The 26,633-nt window shown below is 70.4% G+C and carries 21 protein-coding genes and 1 pseudogene; 7 read left to right on the top strand and 15 right to left on the bottom strand.

What is annotated here, in order from left to right:
- Positions 1 to 215: 215 nt before the first annotated feature.
- The gene (locus DEI99_RS00995; protein WP_284181004.1) at positions 216 to 4,742 is read right to left on the bottom strand and encodes an RHS repeat-associated core domain-containing protein; all 4,527 of its coding nucleotides are present in this window, start codon (positions 4,740 to 4,742) and stop codon (positions 216 to 218) included.
- Positions 4,743 to 4,904: 162 nt separating this feature from the next.
- Here DEI99_RS00995 and DEI99_RS17230 point away from each other — a divergent pair.
- Positions 4,905 to 5,159: pseudogene (locus DEI99_RS17230) on the top strand (MmyB family transcriptional regulator); the annotation flags it as partial.
- Positions 5,160 to 5,210: 51 nt separating this feature from the next.
- Here the strand turns inward: DEI99_RS17230 and DEI99_RS00990 are convergent.
- The 5 genes from DEI99_RS00990 to DEI99_RS00970 all read right to left on the bottom strand — a co-directional run bounded on the left by DEI99_RS00990 (position 5,211) and on the right by DEI99_RS00970 (position 8,380).
- Positions 5,211 to 5,738: a hypothetical protein gene (locus tag DEI99_RS00990; protein WP_146247198.1), complete on the bottom strand. Its 528-nt coding sequence runs from the start codon at positions 5,736 to 5,738 to the stop codon at positions 5,211 to 5,213.
- Positions 5,739 to 5,995: 257 nt separating this feature from the next.
- Positions 5,996 to 6,409, bottom strand: a complete 414-nt coding sequence (locus tag DEI99_RS00985) for a hypothetical protein (protein ID WP_146247199.1) — start codon at positions 6,407 to 6,409, stop codon at positions 5,996 to 5,998.
- A 58-nt stretch (positions 6,410 to 6,467) separates the two neighbouring features.
- Entirely contained in the window at positions 6,468 to 6,785 is a 318-nt protein-coding gene (locus DEI99_RS00980) for a Dabb family protein (RefSeq protein WP_111042928.1), read from the bottom strand.
- A gap of 84 nt (positions 6,786 to 6,869) precedes the next feature.
- The gene (locus DEI99_RS00975) at positions 6,870 to 7,757 is read right to left on the bottom strand and encodes an SDR family oxidoreductase (RefSeq protein WP_111042936.1); all 888 of its coding nucleotides are present in this window, start codon (positions 7,755 to 7,757) and stop codon (positions 6,870 to 6,872) included.
- A 35-nt stretch (positions 7,758 to 7,792) separates the two neighbouring features.
- Positions 7,793 to 8,380 (bottom strand): hypothetical protein, encoded by a 588-nt coding sequence (locus tag DEI99_RS00970; protein ID WP_111042929.1) that lies wholly within the window; start codon positions 8,378 to 8,380, stop codon positions 7,793 to 7,795.
- 61 nt (positions 8,381 to 8,441) lie between these two features.
- Between DEI99_RS00970 and DEI99_RS00965 the strand changes: the two genes are divergently transcribed.
- On the top strand, positions 8,442 to 9,044 hold the full coding sequence (locus DEI99_RS00965; RefSeq protein ID WP_146247200.1) for a hypothetical protein: 603 nt from the start codon (positions 8,442 to 8,444) through the stop codon (positions 9,042 to 9,044).
- A gap of 66 nt (positions 9,045 to 9,110) precedes the next feature.
- On the opposite strand, the gene DEI99_RS00960 is transcribed toward DEI99_RS00965, so the two are convergent.
- On the bottom strand, positions 9,111 to 9,842 hold the full coding sequence (locus DEI99_RS00960; RefSeq protein ID WP_111042931.1) for a S1 family peptidase: 732 nt from the start codon (positions 9,840 to 9,842) through the stop codon (positions 9,111 to 9,113).
- A 141-nt stretch (positions 9,843 to 9,983) separates the two neighbouring features.
- Here DEI99_RS00960 and DEI99_RS00955 point away from each other — a divergent pair, with 141 nt between their 5' ends.
- A complete protein-coding gene (locus DEI99_RS00955; protein WP_111042932.1) occupies positions 9,984 to 10,565 on the top strand; it encodes a TlpA family protein disulfide reductase in 582 nt (193 codons plus the stop codon).
- Positions 10,566 to 10,583: 18 nt separating this feature from the next.
- Here the strand turns inward: DEI99_RS00955 and DEI99_RS00950 are convergent, their stop codons facing one another.
- The 3 genes from DEI99_RS00950 to DEI99_RS00940 all read right to left on the bottom strand — a co-directional run bounded on the left by DEI99_RS00950 (position 10,584) and on the right by DEI99_RS00940 (position 15,731).
- Positions 10,584 to 12,053: a glycosyltransferase family 39 protein gene (locus DEI99_RS00950; RefSeq protein WP_146247201.1), complete on the bottom strand. Its 1,470-nt coding sequence runs from the start codon at positions 12,051 to 12,053 to the stop codon at positions 10,584 to 10,586.
- 132 nt (positions 12,054 to 12,185) lie between these two features.
- On the bottom strand, positions 12,186 to 14,321 hold the full coding sequence (locus DEI99_RS00945; protein ID WP_111042934.1) for an Ig-like domain repeat protein: 2,136 nt from the start codon (positions 14,319 to 14,321) through the stop codon (positions 12,186 to 12,188).
- A gap of 129 nt (positions 14,322 to 14,450) precedes the next feature.
- A complete protein-coding gene (locus DEI99_RS00940; protein WP_284180909.1) occupies positions 14,451 to 15,731 on the bottom strand; it encodes a HupE/UreJ family protein in 1,281 nt (426 codons plus the stop codon).
- A gap of 179 nt (positions 15,732 to 15,910) precedes the next feature.
- Here DEI99_RS00940 and DEI99_RS00935 point away from each other — a divergent pair, with 179 nt between their 5' ends.
- Positions 15,911 to 16,615, top strand: coding sequence for a type 1 periplasmic-binding domain-containing protein (locus DEI99_RS00935; RefSeq protein WP_111043074.1), 705 nt, complete (start codon positions 15,911 to 15,913; stop codon positions 16,613 to 16,615).
- Positions 16,616 to 16,621: 6 nt separating this feature from the next.
- Here DEI99_RS00935 and DEI99_RS00930 read toward each other — a convergent pair whose 3' ends face one another.
- From DEI99_RS00930 to DEI99_RS00910, 5 genes are all read right to left on the bottom strand, one after another.
- A complete protein-coding gene (locus tag DEI99_RS00930) occupies positions 16,622 to 17,551 on the bottom strand; it encodes an ROK family protein (RefSeq protein WP_111043075.1) in 930 nt (309 codons plus the stop codon).
- A gap of 5 nt (positions 17,552 to 17,556) precedes the next feature.
- The gene (locus tag DEI99_RS00925) at positions 17,557 to 19,242 is read right to left on the bottom strand and encodes a dipeptide ABC transporter ATP-binding protein (RefSeq protein WP_111043073.1); all 1,686 of its coding nucleotides are present in this window, start codon (positions 19,240 to 19,242) and stop codon (positions 17,557 to 17,559) included.
- Complete coding sequence (locus DEI99_RS00920) at positions 19,242 to 20,135, bottom strand: ABC transporter permease (protein WP_111043072.1); 894 nt, start codon at positions 20,133 to 20,135, stop codon at positions 19,242 to 19,244. The genes DEI99_RS00925 and DEI99_RS00920 overlap by 1 nt, the downstream gene beginning before the upstream one ends.
- Entirely contained in the window at positions 20,132 to 21,091 is a 960-nt protein-coding gene (locus DEI99_RS00915) for an ABC transporter permease (RefSeq protein ID WP_071257954.1), read from the bottom strand. Before DEI99_RS00915 ends, DEI99_RS00920 begins: the two co-directional genes overlap by 4 nt.
- 87 nt (positions 21,092 to 21,178) lie before the next feature.
- Positions 21,179 to 22,972, bottom strand: coding sequence for a peptide ABC transporter substrate-binding protein (locus tag DEI99_RS00910; protein ID WP_111043071.1), 1,794 nt, complete (start codon positions 22,970 to 22,972; stop codon positions 21,179 to 21,181).
- Between the two features lie 215 nt (positions 22,973 to 23,187).
- On the opposite strand from DEI99_RS00910, the gene DEI99_RS00905 reads away from it, so the two are divergent.
- Genes DEI99_RS00905 through DEI99_RS00895 form a run of 3 tightly spaced genes read left to right on the top strand, consistent with a single transcriptional unit; the run spans position 23,188 to position 26,625 of the window.
- Positions 23,188 to 24,372 (top strand): ROK family protein, encoded by a 1,185-nt coding sequence (locus tag DEI99_RS00905; RefSeq protein WP_111043070.1) that lies wholly within the window; start codon positions 23,188 to 23,190, stop codon positions 24,370 to 24,372.
- On the top strand, positions 24,365 to 25,888 hold the full coding sequence (locus tag DEI99_RS00900; protein ID WP_111043069.1) for a M81 family metallopeptidase: 1,524 nt from the start codon (positions 24,365 to 24,367) through the stop codon (positions 25,886 to 25,888). The genes DEI99_RS00905 and DEI99_RS00900 overlap by 8 nt, the downstream gene beginning before the upstream one ends.
- Positions 25,885 to 26,625 carry a copper homeostasis protein CutC gene (locus DEI99_RS00895; protein WP_111043068.1) on the top strand — a complete coding sequence of 247 codons (741 nt, stop codon included), beginning with the start codon at positions 25,885 to 25,887 and terminating at the stop codon, positions 26,623 to 26,625. Before DEI99_RS00900 ends, DEI99_RS00895 begins: the two co-directional genes overlap by 4 nt.
- Positions 26,626 to 26,633: the final 8 nt, after the last annotated feature.

Below are 26,633 nucleotides of genomic sequence, written 5' to 3'. Positions count from 1 at the left end.
ATAATCTAAGAGGAACACCGTGCCTGACACTCCTAGAAGCGCGAAACCTATGATCCAGCCCGCTACCACGATGCCCATGGCAACCTCTTTTTTCTATTTGTCTTTACGGGCTTTTGTGATGAAGAATCCGATGATTCCAACCACGACAATAACGATGATCGCCATTGCAATAGGATTGATGCCGTCTCCGCTGTACATTTTTACCTCTCTAGAACTTAGCCAGCAATCTGAACACTGCCACCATACTCCGCCGAACAGAAGCCCGATGAGTAACTCGAACCGAATGATGCAGAAACAGCTCCACTTTCGGAGACACTAGCGCTTCCGATCCCGGCGGAGCAGGAAACGCTGGATCCGTGGCCAGTTCCGACGTTCCCACTGGTCGCGCCGCCGGAAGCGGACACCCCGGGAGTGCCGAACCCGAAACCACCGGTCAGGGCGACATTGCCCTGCGGATCAAACTCCACTCCGAGCGAGAGGCAGACGTAGTAGCAGCCCGTCACTCCTCCCGTGAAAGCAAATCTGCCAGTTGGATCCAAGGAGTTGATGGGATCCGCTCCAGCGTATGTGTAACGGTTGGCGTTGCTGGGACTGAGGGGGGCGTCAAGGGTGTCGCGTTCGATCCACGTGCCAGTGGCGGCGGACTGCCAGCGGTAGCCGAACTTAGTGAGTCCGGTGTCGGTGTTACTGGCGCGGATGCCTGCCTTGTACCCGTAGGGGTTCTGCTGCCACTCCGCGCTGCTGCCGCCGTCGGCGTTGACCTGCTCCTTGCCGTACACGTCGTACGTCACCTTGTACGCCACTGCGCCGCTGTCCGCGATTGAGGCAAGCGGGTTCCCGATGCCGTCGAAGACGTACATGCTCGTCGTGCCGTCCGTGGTCCGCAAATCCAGGGGCTGGCCGGTGGTCGGGTCGCTGATCACCGCGGCCGCACCGGTACCGACGAGCTCGCGGCTGGCGATCACGGGGACACCGTTGGAATCGGATCTGCCATAGGTGTACCCGTACTCCGCTCCCCCGTCGGTCGCCTGGTAAAGCAACTTGTTCATGTCCGCGCCGGCGTACTCGTACGTGGTTTTCTTGCCGTCCTTCATCGAGGACGTCATCTGCTGCGCACCGTTGTACGTGTACGTCGCACCGGGCGAAGCGGTCATGTTGCCAGTCTTGTCGTACGCGTACCCGCTAGTGGTGATCTGACCGAGCGCGTTGTAGCTCAGCTGCTGGTCACTGATTGTCGCTTCCGTCGTTGCATTGGTCGCGGTGGCTCGGGTGCGGTTGCCGGCCTTGTCGTAGGTGAAAGCCCAGTTGATGGGGGTGTCACCGCCGGACTGGGTGATCTTCGTCAGTCGGCCGGAGGTGTACCCGTACTTCGTAGCCTGCCCGGAACCGTCGCGAGACCACTGCAGCTTGCTACGGTCCTTGGACTTGTCGCTGTCGTCGCAGGTGCCGTTAGAGGGTGCCTCGAACTGGTAGCAATACTTCGTGTTCATCTCGAGCGCGGCGTCCCTCCCGGTCCACGCCTTGATGTGGGTGATCTTGCCGGAGGAGTCGTACTCGACCTGCTGGTGTCCCGTCCACGTCGTCGGCTGCACGCCGGGGGTCGCGTTGCTCGGGGCGCCGAGCCACGTGTCCGTGCGTCGGCCGTGGTCGTCGGTCAGGTAGACCTGCTTCGCCGTACCCGCATTGGTCGGGTACGTCGTCACGGTGAGCACGTTCGACGGGTCGTACTCGTGCGTCACCGTCCCCTGCGCATCGGTGACCGTGGCGGTGTTGCCGGCGAGGTCGTAGCCGTAGGAGACCGTTCCGCCACCGGCGGTGTTCACCGTGGAGGTGAGGCGATTCCGCTGATCGTACGTGTTTGTGACGGTGCCGGTGCCGGAAGTCTCGGTGAGGAGGTTGCCGTTGCCGTCATACGACCTGCTCACCGTGGCGGTGCCGTCACTGAATGCGATCGAAGTGGTCCGGTCGTTGTTGTCGTACCCGTAGCTCGTCGTGTTGCCGCGACCGTCGGTTTCAGTCCGCACTCGTCCAAACCCGTCGTACGTGTACTCCTTTGCGCCGACGATGTCAGCATTGCTCGAAGGGTTGTTGGGTGCGGTGACCTTCATGAGCTGCTTGTTGTCGTACTCGTACTTCGTCGGGTTCCTGTCGTTGCCAGGGGCCGTCGCGGTCTTTACGGTTCCATCGGAGTTGTAGTCGAGCTCGGCCTTTGCCGCGTCCGCGGTACCCCCGGTGCTCGTGGAAGTCTGGTTGCCGATGCCGCTGTACCCGTACGACGTCGTGTCGCCGGCGGAATCGGTTGTCGAGGACGGCAGGTACTTGTTTGCGGCTCCCGGTGCGTCGTAGGTCGCCGTCGAGGACGATCCGGAGCTACTCGTGCTCTTCGTCAACGACTGGCTTTCGTTCTTGCCGTAGTCGTTCGTCGAGGTGGACACGGTGTCACCGGTTCCAGTCGTCGCAGTCGAGACACCGTTGTTCGCCGGGTTGTACTTGCGGCCCCGCTCCCGGTCTGCCGGGTCGACGGCCTTCCTCACCAGGTCGTTGCCCTCGAGGGTGTACGTGGTGTGCTTCGCGTCAGCGACCGAGGCCGACTGGTCGGAGCGCGGGTCTGCGACCAGCGTGGTGGTGTCGTCCTTGAACGAGAACCGGGTCACAGCCGTGCCCGGAGAACCGGCGGTGGTGTTGCGCTGCTCGACCTTGGTGACGCGGTCGGACGAGTCGTACGTGAACGCCGTCACTCCCCCGGTCGGCGCGGTGATCGACGTCAGGTCACCGCTGGTGTACCCGAATGTGGTCTTCTTGCCGGTCGCGTCCGTGTAGGTGGTGATGTCGCCGTTGCTGTTCTTCGTCCACGACACCGAGCGCGAGCTCGAGCCGCTGGTCTGCGAGAAGGTCTGCACGCCGTTCGCGTAGGACGAGTTCGCCGTCTTCGCGCCGGTGACACCAGCGGTGGAGACGAGGGTCTTCAGCGTGTAGCCGGCCTCATTGGCGTTGAAGCTGATCTGGTTGTCGTTGCGGTCGACGATCGAGGTCGGCTGGCCAGCGAGGTTGAAGTGCGTGGTCGAGTTCGTTGTCCACCCCTTCAGCGTGTACTCGTGGGTCGAGCCACTATCGACGCGGGTCAGGGTCTGCTGCAGACCCGCCGGACTGATGAACGCGCCCTGCGCTCCCGAGGGACGGAACTGCCATGCCGTACCGACGGCGTCGGTGTAGATGACTCCCCGCGCGTTCGCCGTCAGGTCACCTGCGCCCGCGAGGGCGTACTGCCACCGGTTCGCGTCCATCGTGTTCGTGTTCGCCACGCTGGTGCTGCGCGAGTTGTAGGCCGCGCCGATCGTGGTGTTCTGCGTCACGCCCGGCAGGCTCAGCGCCGTCGTCGTGACCAGCAGGTTGCCCGTCCCGACATCGACCGAGGCGTTCGTCTGGTCCGTGATCGGGAACGGCAGCGTCGTTGCCGATGTGCGCTGACCAGTCCGGTTCGTGTTGCCGGGGCCACCGGGGAGCGAGTTGTACGCGCCCTGCAGGTCGACGAGGTAGTTCATCGCCGCCTTGCCCATGTTCTTGATCCGGATCTTGCCGTTCGCGCCGACGGGGGCGACAACCGTGTTCGTCACCTTGGACGTGCGGTCGCTGCTGATCGCAGACGACTCCGGTTCGGCCGTGCCGTCGGCCCACATCTTCGCGTACGAGTCCGCGCCACTCTCGTTCACGGCCGTGAACGTCACCGCAGCAGCGGAGAGGCCCCCCTCGACGGTCGGCGCACCCTGGACGCCACCAACCTGGACGCTGAACGACGCGCCGGAGGCAATGCTTCCGCTGTTGCGGGTGTCGATCAGGCGTCCGTTCAGAGGAGTGAAGCCACCGCCGGGGTTGGATTTCAGGAAGTAGCCCTGGATGTCCACGACGAGGTCGATCTTGCCGCCCTCGGCGGCGGTGTCGATGCTGAACTTGCCGTCGCTGTTGAGCGCGACCTGCGCGTTCATCGCGGTCGACAGGCCTTCGGTCGAGTTGTAGTTGAGGACACCGGTGCTCCGCGTCTCACCCGTCGGCGTGGGACGCACGTACCCGGCCTTGGCCTCGCGGTTGATGACGATGATGTTCACCGCGACCGCCGCGGCGCCCGTCGGGATGCCGTTCGAGCCGGTTGCCTGGATGGTGCGCTGCGAGCCGGCCGGGATCTGCCCCTGTGCGGCGCCGATGCCACCCCGAGAGTCGAGCACACGGGCCGGAGACATCGCCACGAACCCACCGGCGGAGACCCCGTTCTTCGTCGACGTGTAGTAGCCGGTGACGTCGATGATGACCTTCGACTGCGCCGTCTCGGTCCGTACCTGGATCGTGCCGTCGTCCGCCACCGCGAGCAGACCCGTGTTCGACGTGTTTCCGCCGACACCGGAGTTGTAGATCATCAGCAGTGTCGTGGTGTCCGAGGAATCAGCTCGCATCTGCAGCTGTCCCGAGCCGTTCGGATCGGCGACGGTGACCATCATCGTGACCGCGCCGATGCCGGAGGACGGCAGACCGTCGACTCCAGCGACCTGCACGGTGCGGAAGGTGCCCGCCGACGTCGGACCCCCGAGCACCCGCGCGTTCGACGGCATCGGAACGTACTGGCCGCCCGTCCCCGTCACCACAGCCTGCGCTGGCAGCGGCTGCGACACCACCACGAGCAGGGACCCCAGCAGCGCGACCAACGTCACCACCGCCAGCACGACCCCTCGAAAACGACCGGAAAGCGACATTGCGAACACGCGGAACGTACCCCTCTGCAAGCCGCTCCAGCAGCAGCCCCCATGGCTGGACTGTGCGGCCGCTCCGGACGTTACGGAGCGTCGCTCACACTCGCACCCCCCACATCTGGGGGGCGATTCCGCGAGGCCTGAGCCGCTATCCCCGCGCGGGCCATGCTTCGTACGGTGAGAGCCCTTTTCGACGCGCTCGAACGAGAGGCGCATAGCCACCCCGCTCGACACGGTCGACGAGGCACCGCCGCCTACGGCATCTCGGACGGCGCCGAGTTCCGCCGACACGTCGTGGTGCAGCTGCGGACGAGCCGGACCCGGTACCCCGACGACCCGCAGGTCACCGACCTCGTCGAGGAGCTCCGCACCGGCAACGCAGATATCGGGTCGAAGTTCCGTGCTCACTCACGCTCGTTGTCGGGCGCCGCGCCAGCCGTTCGGCATCGACACAGCCGTTCAAGGCAGTGGTCACTGTTCATCTCGCCACGCGTCGAAGGCACGTTGTACTTCACGCTTCAGCTGCCCGTTCGGAGAATGCTCCTCCAAGCTCGACACACTGAACGTGAGAGGGATCAGGTACATCTTCTCTCGACCATGCGCCTTCAGATAGAGCCTGGCTCCCCCCTCCAGGCGAAGTACGCGCGAACGAGGGACATGACGATGACCGAAGAACCCGCTGATGATCAGTTCTTCTTCACCGAAGACAACAGCGAGCATCTGGACTCGCAGCGTCAGGGCGATCGCCAGCACGAGCGGCAGGGCCGCCCACGGCGATGAGGCGAAGCAAAGCCAGACAGCGATACCTCCGAAGACCACAGCGAGCGCTATGAGAACAACGCGCGTGTAGGTCGGGAACTGGACGGTTTCCGTGCTCATTTCTTCCAACGATGCATCACGGTTGCTCTTCCGTCGATGCATCACGGTTGCGAGAACCACACACACAAAGAACATCGGTGCTGCCACCCAGGGCACCCATTCAAGAGCTCCGGCCCCCATGTCCACACTCCTTCAACTGACCGCGGCACGTTGAGGGACCTCAAGGCCTCCGCGAACGCCGATCAACGTTCCCGCCCTGGTACCTGCGCCGTGAGCTGCGTCGAGCGCTCCAAGTCACGACGTCGCCGATCCTAGGATCCCAGCTCCGGCGATCGCACTCCCCGAGGCGCCGCCAGCCGGTGCGACCCGTCGGTGCGACCTCCACCGAGACCCGAGCGGCGGTGATTGCGTCACGGTCCCCCGTCCCGACGCGCTCCTCACTCCGCACTCATGACGGCGTCGTCCTCGAGCCACTTCCGCAGGACGTGCAAGGTCTGCGCGGACACCGCCTCGTCGACGAGGCGATCTGCGTGGAAGCCCCGGTTGACGACCACCTCGCCCGAGCGGAGCTCGATCGCCGCAGGTGCCTCGACACGGGCGACCGCACTGCGGTGGACCTTCCGGGTCGCGATCAGTCCGACGCTGGAGATCGAGTCCGCGCGCAGTTCGTACCGGAGACGTGCAGCCCGCCACGAGGCGGTGCCGCACGGAACGGCAGCGAGGAGACCGATCCCGATCCGGAGGCCGTCGAGCGGCGGGACGGCTGCGACGACGAGCATCGCGACACAGCAGATCGCGGCGACGACCGAGAGCAGCACCCGCAGCTGCACGGGAGCGTCGATCCTGTGCACGTCTCCTCCGCCCTGACCGCCAGACGGCGAGGACGAGCGTCCGGAGACGGTTGATCGGTCACACCGGGGTCGGGGCGCCGATCGCATCCTCCACGTCGAAGACCACGACCCGCGCACTGGCCCCGCCGATGAACTCCGCGACCGGCCGGTGCTCCGGGTGCGGCAGGTAGGCGTCGAGGGCCGCGTGGTCCAGGAAGCGGACGACGAGCATCCAGTGGAAGCCGCCCTCCTTGCCCTCGGTGCTCACGCTGGGCCCGGCCTGCACCGAGTCGACGCCGTCGATGCGCGTCAGGTGGTCTCGGGCGAGCGCCGAGGCCTCGGACGAGCGGTCCTCGCCGTCCCACTCGACCAGCACGACGTGCGTCACTGCGGACACGTGATCTCCTCGGACAGACGATGAACGGACGAAGGAACCGGCGACGGACGGTCGGCCGGACGAGCGCCCGGCCGACCGACCAGATCAGAAGGCGGGGGTGCCGCCGGCGATCGTGATGGTGGAGCCGGACTGGTAGCTCGACTCCGGGCTGACCAGGTGCACGTAGGCGGCACCGAGCTCGGCGGGCTGGCCGGGGCGGCCGAACGGCGAACCCTCGCCGAAGTGCGCGACGGTCTGGGCGTCGTCCGAGCCGGGCTGCAGCGGGGTCCACACGGGGCCGGGGGCGACCGAGTTCACGCGGATGCCCTTGGGGGCGAGCTGCTGGGCGACGGCCTCGGTGAAGAGCTTGATCGCGCCCTTCGAGACGGCGTAGTCGATCTTGTCGGCGGACGGGGTCGACGCCTGGATCGAGCCGGTGGTGACGATGGTCGAGCCGGGCTCCAGGTGCGGCACGGCAGCCTTGGTCAGCCAGAACAGCGAGTAGATGTTCGTCTTGAAGGTGGAGTCGAACATCGAGGTGTCGAGCGTCAGGATGTCGTCGTTGCTGTCCATGCGGCCGGCGACCATGACGAGCGTGTCGAGACCGCCGAGCTCGTCGACGCCCTTCTGCACGAGGTCCTTGCAGTACTGCTCGTCGGCGATGTCACCGGGGAACAGCACGGCGCGACGACCCTCGGACTCGAGCAGGTCTCGGACCTGCTCGGCGTCCTCCTGCTCGTCGGGCAGGTAGGACAGCACCAGGTCGGCGCCCTCGCGCGACAGCGCGATCGCGGCGGCACGGCCGATGCCGGAGTCGGCGCCGGTCACGATGCCGCGGAAGCCCTTCAGCCGGCCGAGGCCGACGTAGCTCTCCTCGCCATGGTCGGGCTTCGGGTCCATCTTCCAGGCGGCTCCGGGGAGCGACTGCTCCTGCTCCGGGTACGGAGGGGCCGGGTAGAGGGTGTTCGGATCGCGCTTGTCGTACTGGCTCATGCCGCCCACTGTCGTCGTCGTTCGTGAACGCGTGTTCAGCGTCGCGCTTCGGCGCGCTGCTGGACGACAGTGAGCACGAGGAACAGGAGTCCGACGGCGGTGACGATGATCCCGGCGACGGGGACCTCGCCGCCGGTGGCCATCGGCGTGACGAGGAACACGAGGCCGAACGCGGTCATCGCAGCGGACAGCCACCACCCGGCCTTGACACTGACGAACCAGCGCGGCCGGCCGGCGGCGTCGGCTGCGGCGGTGCGCTCGTCCTCGCGCTGGCGCCAGGCACTGCCGGGCCCTCGGTGGCGGAGCACGGTCACCCAGAACAGGAGCATGCCGCCACCGAGGACGACGAAGAGCACCGTCAGGCCCAGTGCCGGACCGACCCGGCCCTCGAGCCAGAACGGGATGGTGACGAGCAGGCCGAGCACGGCACCGCCGACCGCGACCCACGGGGCGACGGAGCGCCCGTACGTCTGGTACCCACGAGCGACGGCTCGGTCGGCGCGCAGGAACCGCTGCTCCCGCTCGGACCGCTCGGCCTGTGGTTTGCGCATCACACGGGCCTCGATGACGATCACGACGATCGAGACGAGCAGGACGGCACCGACGACGACGAGGGCGATCATGACCCGGACCGTACCCACGAGGACTCCTCATCCACTGGCACACCGGGGTACGGTGCAGGGCGTGACGGAGGCGCACTGGGTCGAGTTCGACGACGAGCCGAAGCGACGGGTCTTCCGTGCACGCTTCCGCCGTGCGGTTCCGCTCGTCCTGGTCATCGGCACGGCGAGCGCGTTCCTCTCGAGGGGCGGCGAGACCCCCTTCCAGACGTGGGGGTGGATCGCCGTGCCGATCTGGTTCGCCGGGACCGGTCTGTTCCTCGCGGCGCTGTGGGGCCTCGTGCTGCTGCAGACGCGTCCCTTCGCGATCGACGTCGGGCGACAGCGGGTCCGGATGCGCGGGCGGACCCTCGCGTTCTCCGACGTGGACGTGGCGGAGCTCGACCCGTTCACGAACAACGAGCCGGACATGCTCTCGCTGCGGTTCGGCAGGCGTCGCGGCCGCAAGGTCTCCCTGCTCGTCCGCGAGGGCCGAGAACCCGCCATCACCGGTGAGCGCCGCGATGCGCTGCTCGCCCTCATCGCCGGTTCGTCCATCACCCGGCCGTCGAGTCCCTACGATCCGAAGGGCACGTTCGCCCGCTTCAACTTCCCCGGCACCCTGGACAAGGCGGGGGCCGCCAGCGTCGTCGACGACCCGCCCCAGGTGGACCAGCCAGGGCCCTGAACGCACGTGGTGCCGGACGGGAGGCGCGGTGCGGGCCCGCCCCGCGCCTCCTGTCCGTCACCTGGTTCAGACGCCGGCCGTGGTGCGGATCCAGGACGAGGCCTGCGACAGCAGGGCGTAGTTGGAGCCGGCCTTGGTGTTCGCGCCGGGGTCGGCGCTGTCGCCCGTCGAGCAGACCGCGACGACCTTGCCGTTGACGAGCAGCGGGCCGCCGGAATCGCCGTGGTTCGAGGCCCCGGTCACGCCGGTGAGGTGCTGGGCACGGCCGCTGTACGCGTCGGTGCTCGCGCCGGTGAGCGAGACGGTCGCCTGGTACAGGCCGTCGGACTGCGTCGCGTTCGCGCGGAGGCCGTAGCCCTGGATGGTCCCGGTCCCGCTCGACTTGGCGGTCGCGGTGAGGTCGAGCGGTGCGTAGGTGGAGAGCGCGTACGTGGTGCGCAGGTGCACGAGCGCGATGTCACCGGCGGGCGAGGCGCTCACGCGGTCCACGGCGACGGCCGTGCCCCGGTTGGTCGTGGAGTTGGAGTGGTAGACGTTCATCGCGCCGATGCCGTCGATGCAGTGCCGGGCCGTGAGGATCCACGAGGCGTTGATCTGCTCGCCGGTGCAGTTGCTGACGTAGCCGGAGGGGATGGACCCGCCGGAGGCCTCGAGCTGCACGGCCCACGAGGTGGTCGGGGCCTTCTCGCCGCCGACGACCTTCGTGCTCGCGGGCAGGGCCGATGCGGGTGCGGCGGTGAGCACGCCGGCGGTGACGACGGCGAGCGCCGCGAACGCGGCGACGATGGGCTTCTGCATGACGACTCCTCTGTCGGGGTGGAGCGGGACCTGACCCGTTGCGGTGTGCAACTGGACAGCATCATCGCCCCCCGTTCGAGGGGCACACCAGTCCGCACTTCGACCGACGCCGCGGGGTGCAGGGCGACCTAGGATGACGGCATGAGGATCCGTCCGGTCGCCGTGCTCGCCGTCGTCGCGGCAGCCGCGCTGCTCGCCGGGTGCACCGACTCGGACGGCCTGGTCAGCCAGTACCGGGCCGGCGACACGAAGAACTACGTGTCCGGCAACGGTGCGGTGAGCGAGTTCCCGGCGGCGCACCGCGGCGACCCCGTCGTGTTCACCACCCGCGACCTGCAGGGGCACACCGTCACCGCGGAGCAGTTCCGCGGCAAGGCCCTCGTGCTCAACTTCTGGTTCGCCGGCTGCGTGCCCTGCCGGGTCGAGGCGGCCGACCTCAACGACGTCAGCACGCGGCAGCGCGACCACGCGGCGTTCCTCGGCGTGAACGTCCGCGACTCGGCCGGCACCGCCGAGTCGTTCGTCCGCCGGCACGACGTCGCCTACGACACCGTGCTCGACGTCGACGGTGCGCCCGTGCAGCTGGCCTTCTCGGGCTCGGCGGCGCCGAACGCCACCCCGTCGACGATCGTGCTCGACCGACGCGGACGGGTCAGCGCCCGGATCCTCGGGCCGGTGGACGCGAGCGTGCTCGAGACCCTGGTGCGCGACGCCGACCGGTGAGTCCGGCAGGCTCGGCGGTCACCGGGTCCAGAGCGTGATCTCGGCCCCGGAGACGTGTTCGCGGTGCGCCGGGGTGAAGCCGGTGGCCCGGAGTGCGTCCCGCAGCTCCGGGTCGCCCGCGTCCGGCACGACGAGCCACACCCGCTGCTCGGACCGCAGCCGGTCGCGCAGCGCCGCGGTGCCGACGAGCCGGTCGGAGTAGCTGCCCGTCGTCCGGTAGGACCCGCGGTACGCGACGTCGTCGAGCCCGGCGAAGGCGTCCGGGTACGCGGCGAGCGCCACGCGCGGCCGGAGCGACACCGTGCCGCGGTCGGCGAGCAGGAACCCGTCCCCCGGCCGTGCCTCGTGCTGCAGCGTCCGCGCCATGCCGCGCAGGTCGGTGCCCGCGGGCTTGCCGAGCGGGGTGCGCATCGTCACGAGCGCCGGCGACGCGGCGAGCACCATCGCGGCCAGGAGCACCCACGTGACGGTGCGCCGGACCCCGGCAACGGCCAGCCCGACGACGACCGCCGCGGCGGGGGTGCTCGTGCTGAGGTACCGCGGTGTGTAGGCCGGCGTCACGAGCAGGCTGCCGAGGACGAGCACCGCTCCGGGCAGCAGCAGCCAGAGCGCCAGCACCAGGACGGTCCGGCGGTGTGCGGCCCACGGTCGTCGTGCTCGCCGCACCCCGACGACCACGACGATCGTGGTCAGCAGGGCCGCGAGCCACCAGGCCTGCGCGGCGAACGGTTCGACCAGGACGGTCCAGGCGTTCACGGGCTGGTGCGCGAGCCACCCGACCTGCGAGCCCTGCGACGCCGCGGTGACGAGGACCGGTGCCGCGATCACGACGGCGGCCGCGACGGCGACGGCGAGCGCCACCAGCCGCCGACGGTCGACGCGCCCGTGCAGCAGCGCCAGCGCGACGAACGCCGGCACGAGCAGCAGCGCGTACACGAACGTGGCCGCCGCGAGCCCGGTCAGCACCGCGAAGACGGTCCAGCGCCCGGCGCCGCGGTCACGTCCGGCGCGGAGCGCCCACACCGCCGCCCAGGTGACGAGCGCGGTGGTCAGGGCGTACGAGCGGGCCTCGGTGCCGTTGAACGACGTCCGCGGCAGCACGACGAAGACGACCGCGGCGACGACGGCTGCCCGCGGCTGCCCGAGCTCGCGCACGAGCACGACGACCCCGGCGGTGGCGACCCCCACCGCGATCGCCGAGGGCGCCCGGACGGCGACCTCGGACTCGCCGAAGACGGCGATCCACCCGTGCACGAGCAGCGCGTACACGACGTGCACGGCGTCCTTCTCCTGCACGAAGGCCAGCATGTCGGCGACCGGCAGGCGGGCGAGCCGGAGCGTCGCGGCCTCGTCGTTCCAGTACGAGGGGACGCCACTGCCGACGGCGGTCGCGAGCGTCGCGAGGAGCCCGATGAACCACGCGCTGCCGAACACGCGGCGCAGGGCCCCGGCGGCGTGCGGGACGGCGCCGCTCCCCCGTCCCTCCACGCGCACCACTGTAGGGCGTGGGCGGTGTGGCACACTCGCCGGCACGGGGAGCGACGAGGACCACGGGTCCGGCCGTGACACGCACGAGGGCCCCGCGACCGGGGTCGCGGGGCCCTCGCTGGTGCGTGGTGGTTACTTGACGACCACCGCGACGACCGGGCTGGAGCTCTCGGTGAGCTCGCTCGTGCCGGCGAAGACGGCGTGCAGCTTGTGCGTGCCCTTCTTCAGCGGCATCGTCGTGGTGACCTTGCCGTTCTTCACGGTGACGGTCGCCAGGCGCTTCGTGCCCTGGTAGATCCGGGCGGTGCCGTTGACCGTGAAGCCGGTCGCCTTGACCTGGACGGTCGCCTTCGTGCCGCTGTACTTGATCGCGGTGCGCGACGGGGCCTTCGTGACGGTGACCGAGGTGGCCTTCGCCGTCTTCGAGTCGGTGCCCGAGAAGGTCGAGTCGGCGTTGACGAACGATGCCGTGATCGCGTGCTTCCCGACCGCGAGCGTGCTCGGCAGGACCAGGCTGGCCTTCCCGCCCTGCAGTTCGGCGGTACCGAGGACCTTGCTGCCGTCCGAGAACGTCACCGTGCCCTGCTGGGTGCCGATGCCGCCGGAGACCGTCGCGGTGACCGTGACCGGCTTCGCCGTGCGGAAGGTCTGCTCGGATGCCGAGACGGCGAGGGTGGTGGCGGTCGCCGGGAGCTCGGCGTGCAGGTCGAACGCGTCGACCGTGGAGCCGATGGGCGCCGGGTCGGCCGAGGCGGTCGGCTGGAGCGTGACGCCGCAGTCCGGCACGTTGCCGTGCACGACGGCGGAGTTCAGCGTGCTGCAGTCACCGGCGCGGATGTTCTCGACGTTCAGCTTCTCGTCGGTGACGGACACCTTGACGAACGTGCGGACGTGCTCCTGGTTCTCGACCGAGTTGGCGAAGTGGCGCTTGCCGGTCGGGTCGAGCGGGTCGGCACCGTAACCGCCCTGGGTGGCGTCCGGGGTGGTGAGGTCGTAGTACTTCGAGCCGGAGGCCGAGTTCGCCGTGATGTAGATCACGCCACCGGGGCCGGAGAAGACGTCAGGAGCGGCGGGCTGCTCGTTCTTGTTGGCCTTCTTGCCGTTCTTGATCGCGTAGCTGCGCGAGTACGAGTGGTCGTGGCCCTGCAGGACGATGTCGACACCCATGTCCGAGAACGCACGGGTGAAGTCGAACCGGCGCTGCTGGTTGTCCTTGTCGTTCGCGTGGTCGGCCGGCGAGTAGATCGAGTGGTGGTAGACCAGCGCGGTCCACTTGGCGTCCTCGCCGTGGCGCTCGATGACGTCGCGGACGTAGTTCACGTGCGCTGCGTCCGAGCCGCCGGAGTAGGCGTTCGAGTTGATGTCGATGAACAGGACGCCCTTGTACATGTACCAGTAGTCGCCGCCGGAGTTCGCGGTCGAGTTGCCACCGGGGTAGAAGTCGGGGACCTTGAGCGAGTTCGGCACCTGGTTGTGCTGCTCGTAGGCCTTGCCGCCGACGTCGTGGTTGCCGATGGTCGAGGCCCACGGGTAGCGCTTCAGGACGTCGCTGCTGTCCGCGAAGGCGCCCCACTCGTACTCGTTGTTCGCGTGCTCGATCTGGTCGCCGCCGGAGACCAGGAGCTCGGCGTCCGGCTCGGTGCTCGTGGCGTAGTCGAGCGTGTTCGCCCAGCCCGCGCCGTCGTCGTCGACGTAGCCCGACGAACCGATCTGCGGGTCACCGAAGAACAGGAAGTCGAAGTCGCCGGAGAAGCTCTTCGTGGTGAACGTGTACGACGCCGACCACGCCGAACCGTCGGCGGCACCCACGTGGTACGTGTACGAGGTGTTCGGCTCGAGGTCCGAGATCGTCGCGTGCGCGTTGATGTAGCCGGACTCGGCGGCGATGCCGGGCAGGTTCTTCGTGTTCGAGTCGGTGGTGCTCGTGTCGACCGCGGTGTTCGCGGCCTTCGACGCGGCGATGGTCTGCTTCGCGTCGGTGAAGACGCCGCCGGTCATGTCGGCGGTCTTCTGGATCTCGAGCGACTGCGCGACGTTCGTGGGGAAGTACCACGAGGCGATGCGCTGGCTCTCGGTCGCGCCGACGCCGAGCAGGATGTGGATGGGGCCGCCCGTCGAGATGTTCGAGGTGGGCGAGGTCGGCGCCGCCGAGGCGGCCCCGGTGCCGATCACCGAGGCGCCCGCGATGAGCGCGGCCCCGATGACCGCTCCGCCGATGCGGAGCGTGGTGGTTCTGCGCCGCGAAGGGGCGCCGGACAGGAGACTCATGGTGGTCCGTTTCTCGAAACGTGGGGTTGGTGCAGCACACGCGACTCTGCATGGCCTGCTGAACGCCTTGGTGAACGCTGAGTGTCGATTCGCCCCGGATCGGCTCACGTCACCGCAGCGCCGCGGGGGTCAGCCGGCAGCGAGCCGCTCGACGAACCAGATCATCCCCATCACGAACACCCCGGCGGTGACGGCCCCCGTCACCCAGAGCGAGACGCGGTGGGCCTTCCGGCGCAGCAGCGACAGCGGCGGGAACACGATCACGATGATCGCGAGCTGCACCGCCTCGATGCCGATGTTGAACACGAGCAGCGACACGAGCAGCTGCCACGAGAACGCCTCGTGGATGCCGAGGGCACCGGCGAACCCGAGCCCGTGGATGAGCCCGAAGCCGAACACCACGGCCAACCGCGTCCACCCGGCGCGGTCGAGCGAGAAGTGCCCGTGCTCGCCGACGACGAGTTCGTCGGCGCGCGACCGGCGTCGCCAGAGCCGCCACAGGTACCAGCCGGCGACCGCCGCGATGGACAGCGCGATGAGCGGCTCGACGACGATCGCCGGCGGGCTCACCACGCCGAGCGCGGCCAGGATGAACGTGATCGAGTGCGCGATGGTGAAGGCCGACGCGGTGAACACGACCTCGCGCAGGCGCCGGGAGCCGGCGATGAGCGCGACGAGGAACAGGATGTGGTCGATCCCGGACAGCAGGTGCTCGGCGCCGAGGCGGAAGAACTCCCAGAAGCGCTCCCCCGCCGACTGCTCGGTCGAGAACGACGGCTGCGACGCGTCGAGCGTCGCCGACCCCTGCTTCGCGTCGACGTCGTAGGTGACGATGGTCTTCGTGTCCCGCACGAAGGACTCGTCGTCGGGGAACAGCGTCGAGGTGACGACGTGCCCGGACTCGGTGTGCCCTGCCGCGGGACAGGTGAAGTCGGCGGTGACCTCGGCGTAGGGCACCTCGTCCTGCATGTCGACGGTGATCGTCGGGTCGAGCTCGCCGGTGCAGGGCCGACCGCCGGACGTCACCGAGAAGCGGTCGAACACGTACGACCCGAGGGCGTCGGCGTGCTCCTCGGCGGCGGACACCATCCCGGGGAAGTCCCCGTCGTCCCAGGCCTGCTGCCCCTGCGTGTGGAAGGGGTCGTCGTGCTCGCTCGTCGCGACGGAGACGAGCACCAGGTCGTACTCCAGGCCGAGCTCGGCGTGCACGACCTCGGGCCCGGACGAGGTCACGTGGGCGTACACGACCGAGCTGAAGCCGTGCGCGCCGGCCGGGCCGGCGGGCGCCAGCACGCCGAACACGACGGCCGCGAAGAGCACGACGGCGGCCACGATCCGGGCGGGCAGGGCAGGGAGGAGCGGGGCACGGAGGAGCGGGGCACGGAGGAGCGGGGTGGGGGTACGGGTCACCGGGCAGACGATGCGGCGCGCGCACGACCGGCAGGTGAACAGCCGGTGACCAGGAGTGGGACGGCACCCGGACAGGTGCCCCGCCCGGCCCGTCGGGCACCCCGGCCGTGTCAGCATGGTCGCGTCCGCCCCGGCCCCGTGCCCCACCGCCGGCGTCCCACCCGCCCCAGGAGATCCCCGTGACCCGCCCCGCAGCCCGGACGACGGGCGCCCTGACCGCCGTCGCGATCGCCGGCGCGGTCGCCGCCCTGCTCGCCGGCTGCGCGACCGCGCCGCACGACGGCACCGATGCCGGCCCGGCACCGCGGGCCACGGCCGGCACCCTCGGCACGGGGTTCTCCGACCCGGACCACCCGCCGGCCCCCGAGGCGACGATCACCCCGGCGCCCGGGTCGTGGTCGGGCGTGCACCCGCCCGCCGACTACCGGGTGGTGCTGCTGTCCGACCGCGGCGACACCCGCGACAGCGCGGCGGCACGGACGCTCGTCGACGCGGTCGACTCGTGGGCGGCGGCGGAGGACGTCACCGTGACCGAGGTCGAGGCGGCCACGCCGGACGACCGCATCGCCGCCGTGACCCGCGCGGTGCACGAGGGCGCCGACCTCGTCGTCAGCGTCGGGAACGACATGGTCGACCCCGTCGCGGCCGTCTCACCGACGGCGCTGCACCAGCCGTTCCTGGTGCTCGGAGCGGAGATCGCCGAGCCGACGTCGAACGTGACGGCCGCGGACTGGACCGGCGGGGGCTTCCGCGGTGAGGGCCTCGGCCCCTCGAGCCACTACGATCCGTCGACCTTCACCGACGAGCGCGCCGGTCGGGCGCTCCGGGCGGGCGTCGCCGCCGCGCTGCACGACCTCAGCGGCACCGTCGTCTGGGTCGACTGAGCCGCGTCACCACCGGGCGCCCTCGACGGGGTCGGCCGCGAGCACCAGCGCCCGCACCTGCGCCGCGGCACCGAGCGCGACGGCGTCCGACCCGAGCGTCGACTGCGCGAGCCGGATCGTCGCGCCGCTCACCGGCGGTTCGGCGGCGATCGCGGCGGTGATCGCGGGTTCGAGCAGGTCCCACGAGCGGGCGATGCCGCCGCCGATCACGACGGTGGTGACGTCGAGGATCCCCGCGGTGAGCAGCGCCGCGCGGGCGAGTCCCCGTCCGGCGGTGACGAAGATCGCCGCGGCGTCCGGGTCGCCGAGCCGGGCGGCTGCGGCGACCTCGCGGGCCGAGACCCGTCGGCCGGAGCGCTCGGCGTAGCGGTCCGCGATGCCCCGGGCACCCGCGATGGTCTCGAGGTGGCCGACCTGCCCACAGGTGCAGCGGGCGTCGCCGAACCCGGGCACGTGTCCGATCTCGCCGGCGGCGCCGTGCGGGCCCGCGAACAGTCGACCGCCGAGCACGAGGGCCCCGCCGACGCCGGTGCCGAGGGTCATCCCGAGCACGTCGCGCGCCCCCGTCACGGCGCCGGTCGCGACCTCGCCGAGCAGGAATGCGTTGACGTCGTTGTCCAGGGTCGCCGGGACGCCGAGGGCCGCGGTCACCGCGTCGGTCACGCCGTACCCCGCCCAGCCCGTGAACGAATCGCCCGTCACGAGCACGGTGCCGGTGGCCTGGTCGACGACGCCGGCCGCGCCCACCCCGACCCCCGCCAAGGAGGCCCGGTGCCGGTCGAGCAGGTCCGTCACCGCCGCGAGCGCGGCCGTCACGATCGCCGCCCCACCGGCGTGGGCGGGTGTCGGCAGGTCGACGCGGTCGACCACCCGCAGGTCCGTCGTCGTGAGGACGACCTTCGTGTTCGTGCCGCCGACGTCGACACCGGCGAGCATGTCGCTCACGCGTCCACCGCCGCGAGGGTCGCCAGGCGCTCGGCGCGGCGCTGCCGTTGCCGGACCGGGTCCGGCACGGGCACCGCGGCGAGCAGCCGCCGGGTGTAGTCGGTCGTCGGGTGCAGCAGCGTCGTGCTGGTCGGGCCCTGCTCCTCGACGACGCCCTGGCGCATCACGACGACGCGCTCGGCGTGGTGCTGCACGACGGCCAGGTCGTGCGAGACGAACAGGCAGGCGAAGCCGAGGTCGTCCTGCAGTTCGCGCAGGACCTCGAGCACGGTCTCCTGCACGCTGACGTCGAGCGCCGAGGTCGGTTCGTCGGCGACGAGCAGCCGCGGCTCGAGCACGAGGGCCCGGGCGAGCGACACCCGCTGGCGTTGTCCGCCGGAGAGCTCCCGGGGCGCGCGGGAGGCCAGCGCGCGCGGCAGTCGCACCGCGTCGAGCACCTCGTCGACACGACGACGGCGGTCGGCCGACGACGTGCCGCGACGGTGCACGGCGAGGGGCTCCGCGATGCACTCGGCCACGGACATCCGGGCGTCGAGGGACGCCACCGGGTCCTGCAGCACGACGCCGATGCCGGACCGCAGTGCGCGGCGGTCGCGGCCCTTCGCGGTCCGCAGGTCCTGCCCGAAGAGCGACACCGCGCCGGACGTCGGCTTGACGAGCCCGAGCGCCACCCGGGCAGCGGTCGACTTGCCGGATCCGGATTCGCCGACCAGGCCGACGGTCTCACCGGCGTGCACCGCGATGTCGATGCCGGCGAGCGCGTGGACGGCGCGCGCCCCGCGCCCGAACGTCACCGAGACGTCCCGCAGGTCGACCACCGGGGCCGCGCCGGGCCTCCCGTCCGCTCCGGTCGGCGCGTCGGTGACGGGAGCCGGCGGACGGTCCCCGGCCACGTCGAGCCGCGGCACCGCGGCGAGGAGCCGCTTGGTGTAGTCGTGCTGGGGACGGAGCAACACGTCCTCGACGCCGCCGGTCTCGACGATCTCGCCCTGCAGCATGACCGCGACCCGGTCCGCGAAGTCCGCGACCACGCCCATGTTGTGGGTGACGAGCAGGACGCCCGTGCCGGTGTCGACGGCGAGCTTCCGGAGCAGCTCGAGGATCTCGGCCTGCACGGTCACGTCGAGGGCGGTCGTCGGCTCGTCCGCGATGAGCAGCTCCGGCCCGTTCGCGATCGCCATCGCGATGACGACCCGCTGCCGCTGTCCGCCGGACAGCTGGAACGGGAACGCCCGCGCGCGCTGCGCCGGGTCGGGGATGCCGACCCGGCGGAGCAGGTCGACCGCCTCGGCCGCGGCCTGGGCGGCGGTCACCGTGCGGTGGTTCCGGATGACCTCGGCGATCTGTGCGCCGATGCGGGTGAGCGGGTCGAGGGCCGTCGCGGGTTCCTGGAACACCATCGACACCGTCGACCCACGCAGCGCGCGCAGTGCCGGCTCGGCCGTGCCGACGACCTGCCGGCCGGCGACCTCGACGCTGCCGGTGGCGGTCGCGTTGCCGGAGAGCAGGCCCATCGCGGCGAGCGCGACGGTGGACTTGCCGGAGCCGGACTCGCCCACCAGGGCGAGCGTCTCGCCCGGGGCGACCTGCAGGGACACGCCCCGCACGGCGTCGACGGTGCCGGACTCGGTGCGGAAGGTGACGCCGAGGTCGGTCGTCCGCAGGATCGGTTCGGTGGTCATCAGCGGCCCCTCACGTCGAAGGCGTCCCGGAGTCCGTCGCCCACGGCGTTGAACGCGCAGACGACCAGGATCACGGCCAGACCCGGCGGCACGATGAGCCACCAGTGTCCGGAGTAGGCGGCGGTGAGCCCCGCCGAGAGCATGCCGCCCCAGTCCGTCGCGGGTGGCTGCACGCCGAGCCCGAGGTACGAGACGTAGGCGACGAGCAGGATCGCGTCGGCCACCTGGAACGTGGCGGCGACGACGATGGTCGACACCGAGTTCGGCAGCAGGTGCTTGCCGATGGCGCGGGCGTGCGAACCGCCGATCGCGCGCAGGGTGAGCACGTAGTCGCGGTTCTTCAGCGTCAGGGTCTCGGCGCGGATCAGGCGGGACGGCACGAGCCACGACACCAGGCCGAGGATGACGATGAGGCCGCCGACCCCCGGGTTCGCGATCGCCGAGATGACGAGCAGGATGAACAGCGCCGGGATCGCGATGCCGGCGTCGACGACGCGCATCATCAGGGCGTCGACCCAGCCGCCGACGTAGCCGGCGACGGAGCCCCAGAGCGTGCCGATCACCGTGGCCAGCACCCCGGCGGCGATGCCGACCATCAGCGACACCTTGCCGCCGTACATCAGTCGGCCGAGGACGTCGTGGCCGACGGCGTCGGTGCCGAGCCAGTGCGCGGCGCTCGGGCCCTGGTCGGCCTGCTCGAGCAGCGTGTGGGTCTGGTCGGTCGGGTACACGAACGGGCCGACGAAGCAGAACAGCACGATGACGACGATGACGGCGAGACCGATCACGGCGAGGGTGTTGCCGCGGAACCGGCGGGCGGCCAGTCGGAACCCGGTGGCCGCGACGGTGACGGGGGCGCCCGGGGCTTCCGGTGCCAGTTGTACGGCGCTCATGCGCGGTCTGCCTTCACTCGGGGATCGATGAGGGACTGCACGACGTCGGCGAGCAGGGTGCCGATGACGGTCGCGACGGAGATGACGAGCACGCAGCCGAGCAGGGTCGGGTAGTCCGATGACTGTGCGGCGTTCCAGAACAGCAACCCCATGCCGGGGTAGTTGAAGAGCTGCTCGGTGACGAGCGCGCCGCCGAACAGCACCGGCAGGTAGTAACCGAGCATCGCGACGACCGGCGTCAGCGAGTTCCGGAACACGTGCCGCCGCAGGATCGTCGCCGTCGAGGCGCCGCCGGCCCGCGCGGTGCGCACGTAGTCCTCTTGCAGGTTCTCGAGCGTCGCGGACCGCATGTAGCGGCTGAACACCGCGATCATCGCGAGCGCGCCGGTCACCACGGGCAGGACGAGCCCGGCCGGGTCCTGGAACACCTCGGCCAGGGTGGTGCCGCTCGGGGCCTGCGACGGCAGCCACGGCAGCTGCTGGCTGAAGACGATGATGAGCACGAGGCCGAGGAAGAACGCCGGCGTCGAGTAGAAGACGAACGCCAGGGCGGTCGCGGCGTAGTCGACCGGGCCGTTGCGGCGGGCCGCCTGCAGCATGCCGACCGGGATCGCGATGACGAGGCCGAGCACCGCCGAGATGCCGGTGAGCACGAGGGTCTTCGGCAGGCGCTCGGCGATGAGCTGCGAGACCGGCTCGTTGAGCGTGTACGAGGTACCGAGGTCGCCGGTGACCAGGCGCCCGAGGAACCGCAGGTACTGCACGGGCAGCGCCTGGTCGAGCCCCTGGGCCTGGTTGAACTGGGCGATCTGCGCGGGGGTCGCGGAGACGCCGAGCACGCCGCGGGCGGGGCCGCCGGGCAGCGCGTGCAGCAGGCAGAACACGACGATCGTGACGATGAGGATCACCGCGAGCGCCTGCAGGACGCGCCTGGTGAGGGAGAGAGCTGTGGTCATGCGGCTTCCGATGGTCGGTTCTTGCGTGATCCCGGGAGGCGCGGTGCGGGGCGGACCCGCACCGCGCCTCCTGGGATGGTCACGTTCCTACTTGTTCCACTTCCACTGGGCGGGGTGGAAGTTCGCGAGCGAGTCCTGGTCGAACCCGGACAGGCCCTTCTTGACGACCGAGATCTGGTAGTCGGGGCTCGGCAGCCAGATCACCGGCAGGTCCTCCGCGAGCGCGGCGCTGTAGTCCTGCACGGCACTGGCGTCGGTCGAGGTGGTGGTCGCGTCGATCAGGGAGTCGACCTGCTCGTTCGAGTAGCTGCCGAAGTTCGCCGAACCGCCGGTCTGGAACAGCGACTCACCGGTCGGGTAGGCCGGGAAGTACCAGCTGCCCGCGGTGCCGAAGAACGACAGGTCCCAGTCGCAGCTCGCCTGGTCCGAGGTGCAGGTCGGGGTCTGCGACAGCACGCTCGACACCGGGGCGGTCTTGATCTCGAAGCCGATGCCGGTCTTCGCGAGCGAGGACTGGATCGCGCTCATCATGTTGTCGGTCACGGTCGAGCCGGACTGCGACAGGACGCTCATGGTGAACTTCGTGCCGTCGGCCACGCCCTCACCGCACTGGCTGTCCGAGGTGCCCGGGTCGGTGCAGACCATCGTGCCGCCCTGTTCCTGCCAGCCGTGGCTCGTCAGCAGTTCCTTGGCCTTCGACGTGCTGAACGGGTACGGGTTGTCCTTCTGCACGTCGGAGACGTAGTCGGACTCCTGCGCCTGCGGGATCGGGCCGTAGGTCGAGGTGGCGGTGCCGTTGAAGACGACCTTCGACAGCGACTCCTGGTCGATCGACATCTGCACGGCCTGGCGGGCGTACAGCTGCTTGAAGACGGCGCCCATGTCCGGGTTGTTGAAGTTGTACGGCATGTACGTGATCGCCCAGCCGGTCCACGGCTCGACCTCGTAGCCCTTCGCCGTGAACGACGACTCCTGGTCCATGTCGGTGGCGTTGATGTACCCGTAGTCGACCTCGCCCGAGCGGACGGCGTTCACCTCGGCGTCGGCCGTGGTGAAGGGCAGCAGGTTGACCGTCGTGATCGACGGCTCCTCACCACCGTCGTACTTCTTGTTCGCCGTCAGGGTGACCTTGCCGGCCGTGGTGAAGGTCTTGACGCCGTACGGGCCGGAGATGGTCTTCCACAGGTCGTCGGTGGCGTAGTCGGAGATCTTGCCGGCGGCGGTGTTGAGGTACTTCCACACCTGCTTCGCGCCGGCGGTGGTCTCGTCGGCGTCGGTGACCTTCGCGCTCGCGCCCGTCTTGTCCCAGGCGTGCTGCGGCAGCGGGATGATGTGGCTCAGCTGGTTCGCGAGCATCCAGTCCGAGTTGTAGGCCTTGTCGAACGTGATGGTGAAGTGGGTGTCGTCGACGGCCTTGAACGACGTCCAGTTGTCCGGCGCCTTGCCCTTCGAGTACGAGCCCCACTGGTCCTTGTTCGCCTTGATCAGGTTGAACCAGAACTCGACGTCGCGGCTCGTGATCGCCTCGCCGTCGGACCAGTGTCGGTCGCCGAGCGTCATCGTGACGCTCTTGCCGTCCTTTGCGAACGCGGCGTCGGTCGCGACGGAGCCTGCCTTGTTCCACGCGATCTTGCCGGTGGAGCCGTCGTACGCGACGAGCGGCTCGTACAGCGACTGCGCGATCGAGCCGTTGTTCGTGTTGAGGTGCGCCGCCGTGCCGATCGGCAGGATCCAGTTCGGCGTGAAGTTCGCGGGGAGGGCGTAGTCGATCTCGTCGGTCGACCCGGGGGACGCGGTGCCGCCCCCGGAGCAGCCGGCGAGCAGCGCACTCACGGCGATCGCGGCTCCGGTGAGGAGCGCCCAGCGGCGGGGCTTGGTCATGCGGTGTCTCCTTGTGTGGACGTTCGTTCGGGGTGGAGCACGCGTGCCGAGCGGCACGGACACAGTCAATGGCCAAAGGCGTTGGAAAAACAAACATCTCCATGTAAAAACTGCGTTTCTGCGGAATGACCGAAAGGGTGAACGGGCCGTTCCGCCGGTTAGGCTCCGGGTGTTCGGTCGGCTCGGCCGGCGTTCCACCCGGATTGGAGAAAGTCGTGCCGGACCTCAGCGCACGCGTCCTCGAACTCGTCGCCTCGGGCCAGGCGGCGAGCCGGACGGAGATCGCGAAGCTCCTCGGCGCCGCGCCCTCGACGGTGTCCCACGTGGTCGCCCACCTGCTGTCGCACGGCGTCCTGGCGGAGGAGGGCACCGACGTCTCGACGGGCGGCCGACCGCGCAAGGTGCTCCGGATCGGCGGGGCCGACGAGTACGCGGTGGCCGCGGACGTCGGCGGCGGGCACGTCCGGATCGGCATCGTCCTGCCCGGCGGCGCGCTCGAGTCCGTCGCGAACGTGCCCTTCGCGCTCTCCGACGGGCCGACCGCCGGCCTGCAGCGCCTCGCCGCGCTGCTCGAGCGCCTCGCCGACGAGCGCGGCCGTGCCGGACTGCGCGGCGTCGGCCTGAGCCTGCCCGGCCCCGTCGACGTCGAGGCGGGGGTCGTCGACCTGCCGAGCCGGATGCCCGGCTGGAACGGCTTCCCCGTCGCCGCCTGGTTGTCCGACCGGTTCGGCCTGCCCGCGGTCGTCGACAACGACGCGAACTGCATGGCCGCCGGCGAGCAGACCGTGCAGGACCCGGCACGTCGGCAGACGATCACGATCAAGGCCGGGTCGGCGATCGGCGCGGGCATCGTCATCGACGGGCGGCTGTACCGCGGGTCGACCGGGTCGGCCGGGGACATCACGCACGTGCGCATCGACGCCGCCGGGGACACCCCGTGCTCCTGCGGCAACACCGGGTGCCTGGAGACCGTCGCCTCCGGTGCGGCGCTCGTCCGGATCCTGTCCGGGGCCGGGGTCGACGTGTCCTCCACCGCCGACGTCGTCCGCCTCGCGTCGGACGCACACCCCGAGGCCACCCGCGCCGTCCGGCTCGCCGGGCGCTACCTGGGCGAGGTCCTCGCCGCCAACGTCAACTTCTTCAACCCGGACGCCGTCTACCTCGGCGGCATCCTGTCCACCCTGGACCCGTTCATCGCCGCGGTGCGCAGCCAGCTCTACGAGAGCTGCCACCCGCTGATGACGCAGCACCTGGCCATCGAGCCGGTGTCCCTCGGCGCCGACGCCGGACTCGTCGGCGCGGGGCAGTTCGCGTTGCAGCGCGGCCTGGCCGCCTCGCTCGAGGAGCGGTCCGCCCCCATCCCGCAGTCCACCACCAGGAACAGGAGCGTCCGTGTCTGAGACCACCGCCACCCGCCGTCCGGTCATCGCGATCGCCGGGCTCGCCATCGAGACCTCGACCTTCACGCCGACCCGCACCCTCGCCCCGGCGTTCCACCCGGACCGCGGGGACGAGGTCGTGGCGCGGTACGACTTCCTCGGTCCGCTGTCGGCACGAGCCGACTTCCGCGGGGCGCTCATCGGGCACGCGCTGCCGGGCGGGATCGTGGACCGTGCCGCGTACGAGTCGCTCGCGGCGGAGATCGTCACGCGGCTGCAGGCGATCGGCCCGGTGGACGGTCTCTGGTACGACATCCACGGCGCGATGGTGGTCGAGGGCCTCGACGACGCCGAGGCCGACCTGCTCGGCCGGATCCGCGCGGTCGTCGGCCCCGAGGTGATCGTTTCGGCGTCGATGGACCTGCACGGCAACGTCACCGCGGAGCTCGCCCACCAGGTCGACCTCGTCACCTGCTACCGGATGGCCCCGCACGAGGACGCCCTCGAGACGAAGGAGCGCGCCGTCCGGAACCTGGTCGACGTGCTCACCGAACGCCCGGTCGGTGCGCAGCGCCCGGTGAAGGCGTGGGTCCCGATCCCGGTGCTGCTGCCCGGCGAGCAGACCTCCACCCGCATCGAGCCGGCGGCCTCGGTGTACGCGCAGGTGGCCGAGGTCGAACGGACCGACGGCGTGCTCGACGCCGCGATCTGGGTCGGCTACGCCTGGGCCGACCAGCCCCGCGACCGTGCCGTCACCGTCGTCACCGGGTGGTCAGCGCAGGCCGTCGCCGCGGGCGCCGAACGGCTCGCGAGCGCCTTCTGGGACGCCCGCGAGGACTTCGCGTTCGTCGCCCCGACCGGCACGTTCGACGAGTGCATCGCCGCCGCACTCGCGCCCGGCGCCGCCCGGCCGTTCTTCGTCTCCGACTCCGGCGACAACCCGACCGCCGGCGGCTCGGGCGACATGTCGTGGGGGCTGACGCAGGTGCTCGCGAACCCCGCCTTCGCCGAGGCCGACGGCCCGACCGTCCTGTACGCGAGCGTCCCCGGTCCGGAGGCGGTGGCGACGGCGGTGGAAGCCGGCGTGGGAGCCACGGTCACCGTGACCGCCGGTGCCGCGGTCGACGACGTCCACGCCGGCCCGGTCACGATGACCGGCCGGGTGCACGCGATCAAGCACGGCGACCGGGACGCCGAGACCGAGGTCGTGCTGCAGGTCGGCAGCGTCTTCGCGATCCTGACGACGCTGCGGAAGCCGTACCACCACGAGCACGACTTCACCGACCTCGACCTCGACCCGCGCAGCGCCGACGTGGTCGTCGTGAAGATCGGGTACCTCGAACCCGAACTGTTCGACATGGCCGCCGACTGGATGCTCGCGCTCACCCCCGGCGGCGTCGACCAGGACCTGCTCCGGCTCGGGCACCACAGGATCCAGCGGCCCCTGTTCCCCTACGATCGAGTGTTCCCGTCGGCGCCCGACCTCGGCGCCCGGATCATCCCGCCGTCGAACGAACCGCTCGGAGCCATCGCGTGACCACCGCCCCCGTCGCCCTCGAGATCGCCGTCACCTCACCCGCGGGCGCGGTCGTCGCCCGCGACGGCGGTGCCGACCGGGTCGAGCTCTGCGTCGGCCTCGAGCTCGGCGGGCTCACGCCGTCGCAGGCCCTCGTCGAGGCCACGCACGAGACCGGCATCCCCGCCCACGCGCTCGTGCGCTGCCGCCCCGGCGGCTTCGTGCACACGCCGGACGAGATCGCGCTGATGGAGCGCGAGGTCCGCGCCGTCCTGCGCTCCGGCGCCGCGGGGGTCGTGGTCGGGGCGCTCCGCGCGGACCGGACGCTCGACCGTGACGCCCTGCGCCGCTTCGTGGACGCGGCACGCTCGGTCAGCGCGACGGCCGAGGTGACGCTGCACCGCGCGGTCGACCACGCGATCGACCCGGTCACGGCCGCGGCGACGGTCGCCGACCTCGGCTTCACGCGGGTGCTGACCTCGGGCGGCGCGCCCACCGCCGCGGCGGGCGCGGTCACCATCGCCCGCATGGTCGAGGCGGCCGGACCGGTGCAGGTGATGGCCGGCGCCGGCGTCACCCCGCACGACGTCCCGGCCCTGGTGCGCACCGGCGTCGCCGCGGTGCACCTCTCCGCGAAGCGCCCAGCGGCGGACAGCGCGCACGACGGGGTGCCGATGGGCGGCGCCGACGACGGGTCCGCGCACTTCGTCACCGACGCCGAGGTCGTGGCGGCCGCGCGGCGCGCGCTCGACGCCTGAGCCCGGGC

Source organism: Curtobacterium sp. MCLR17_036 (assembly GCF_003234445.2).
Lineage (GTDB): Bacteria > Actinomycetota > Actinomycetes > Actinomycetales > Microbacteriaceae > Curtobacterium.
Note: the sequence above shows the minus strand (reverse complement) of the source record. Positions and strands in the feature narration are given on the sequence as shown.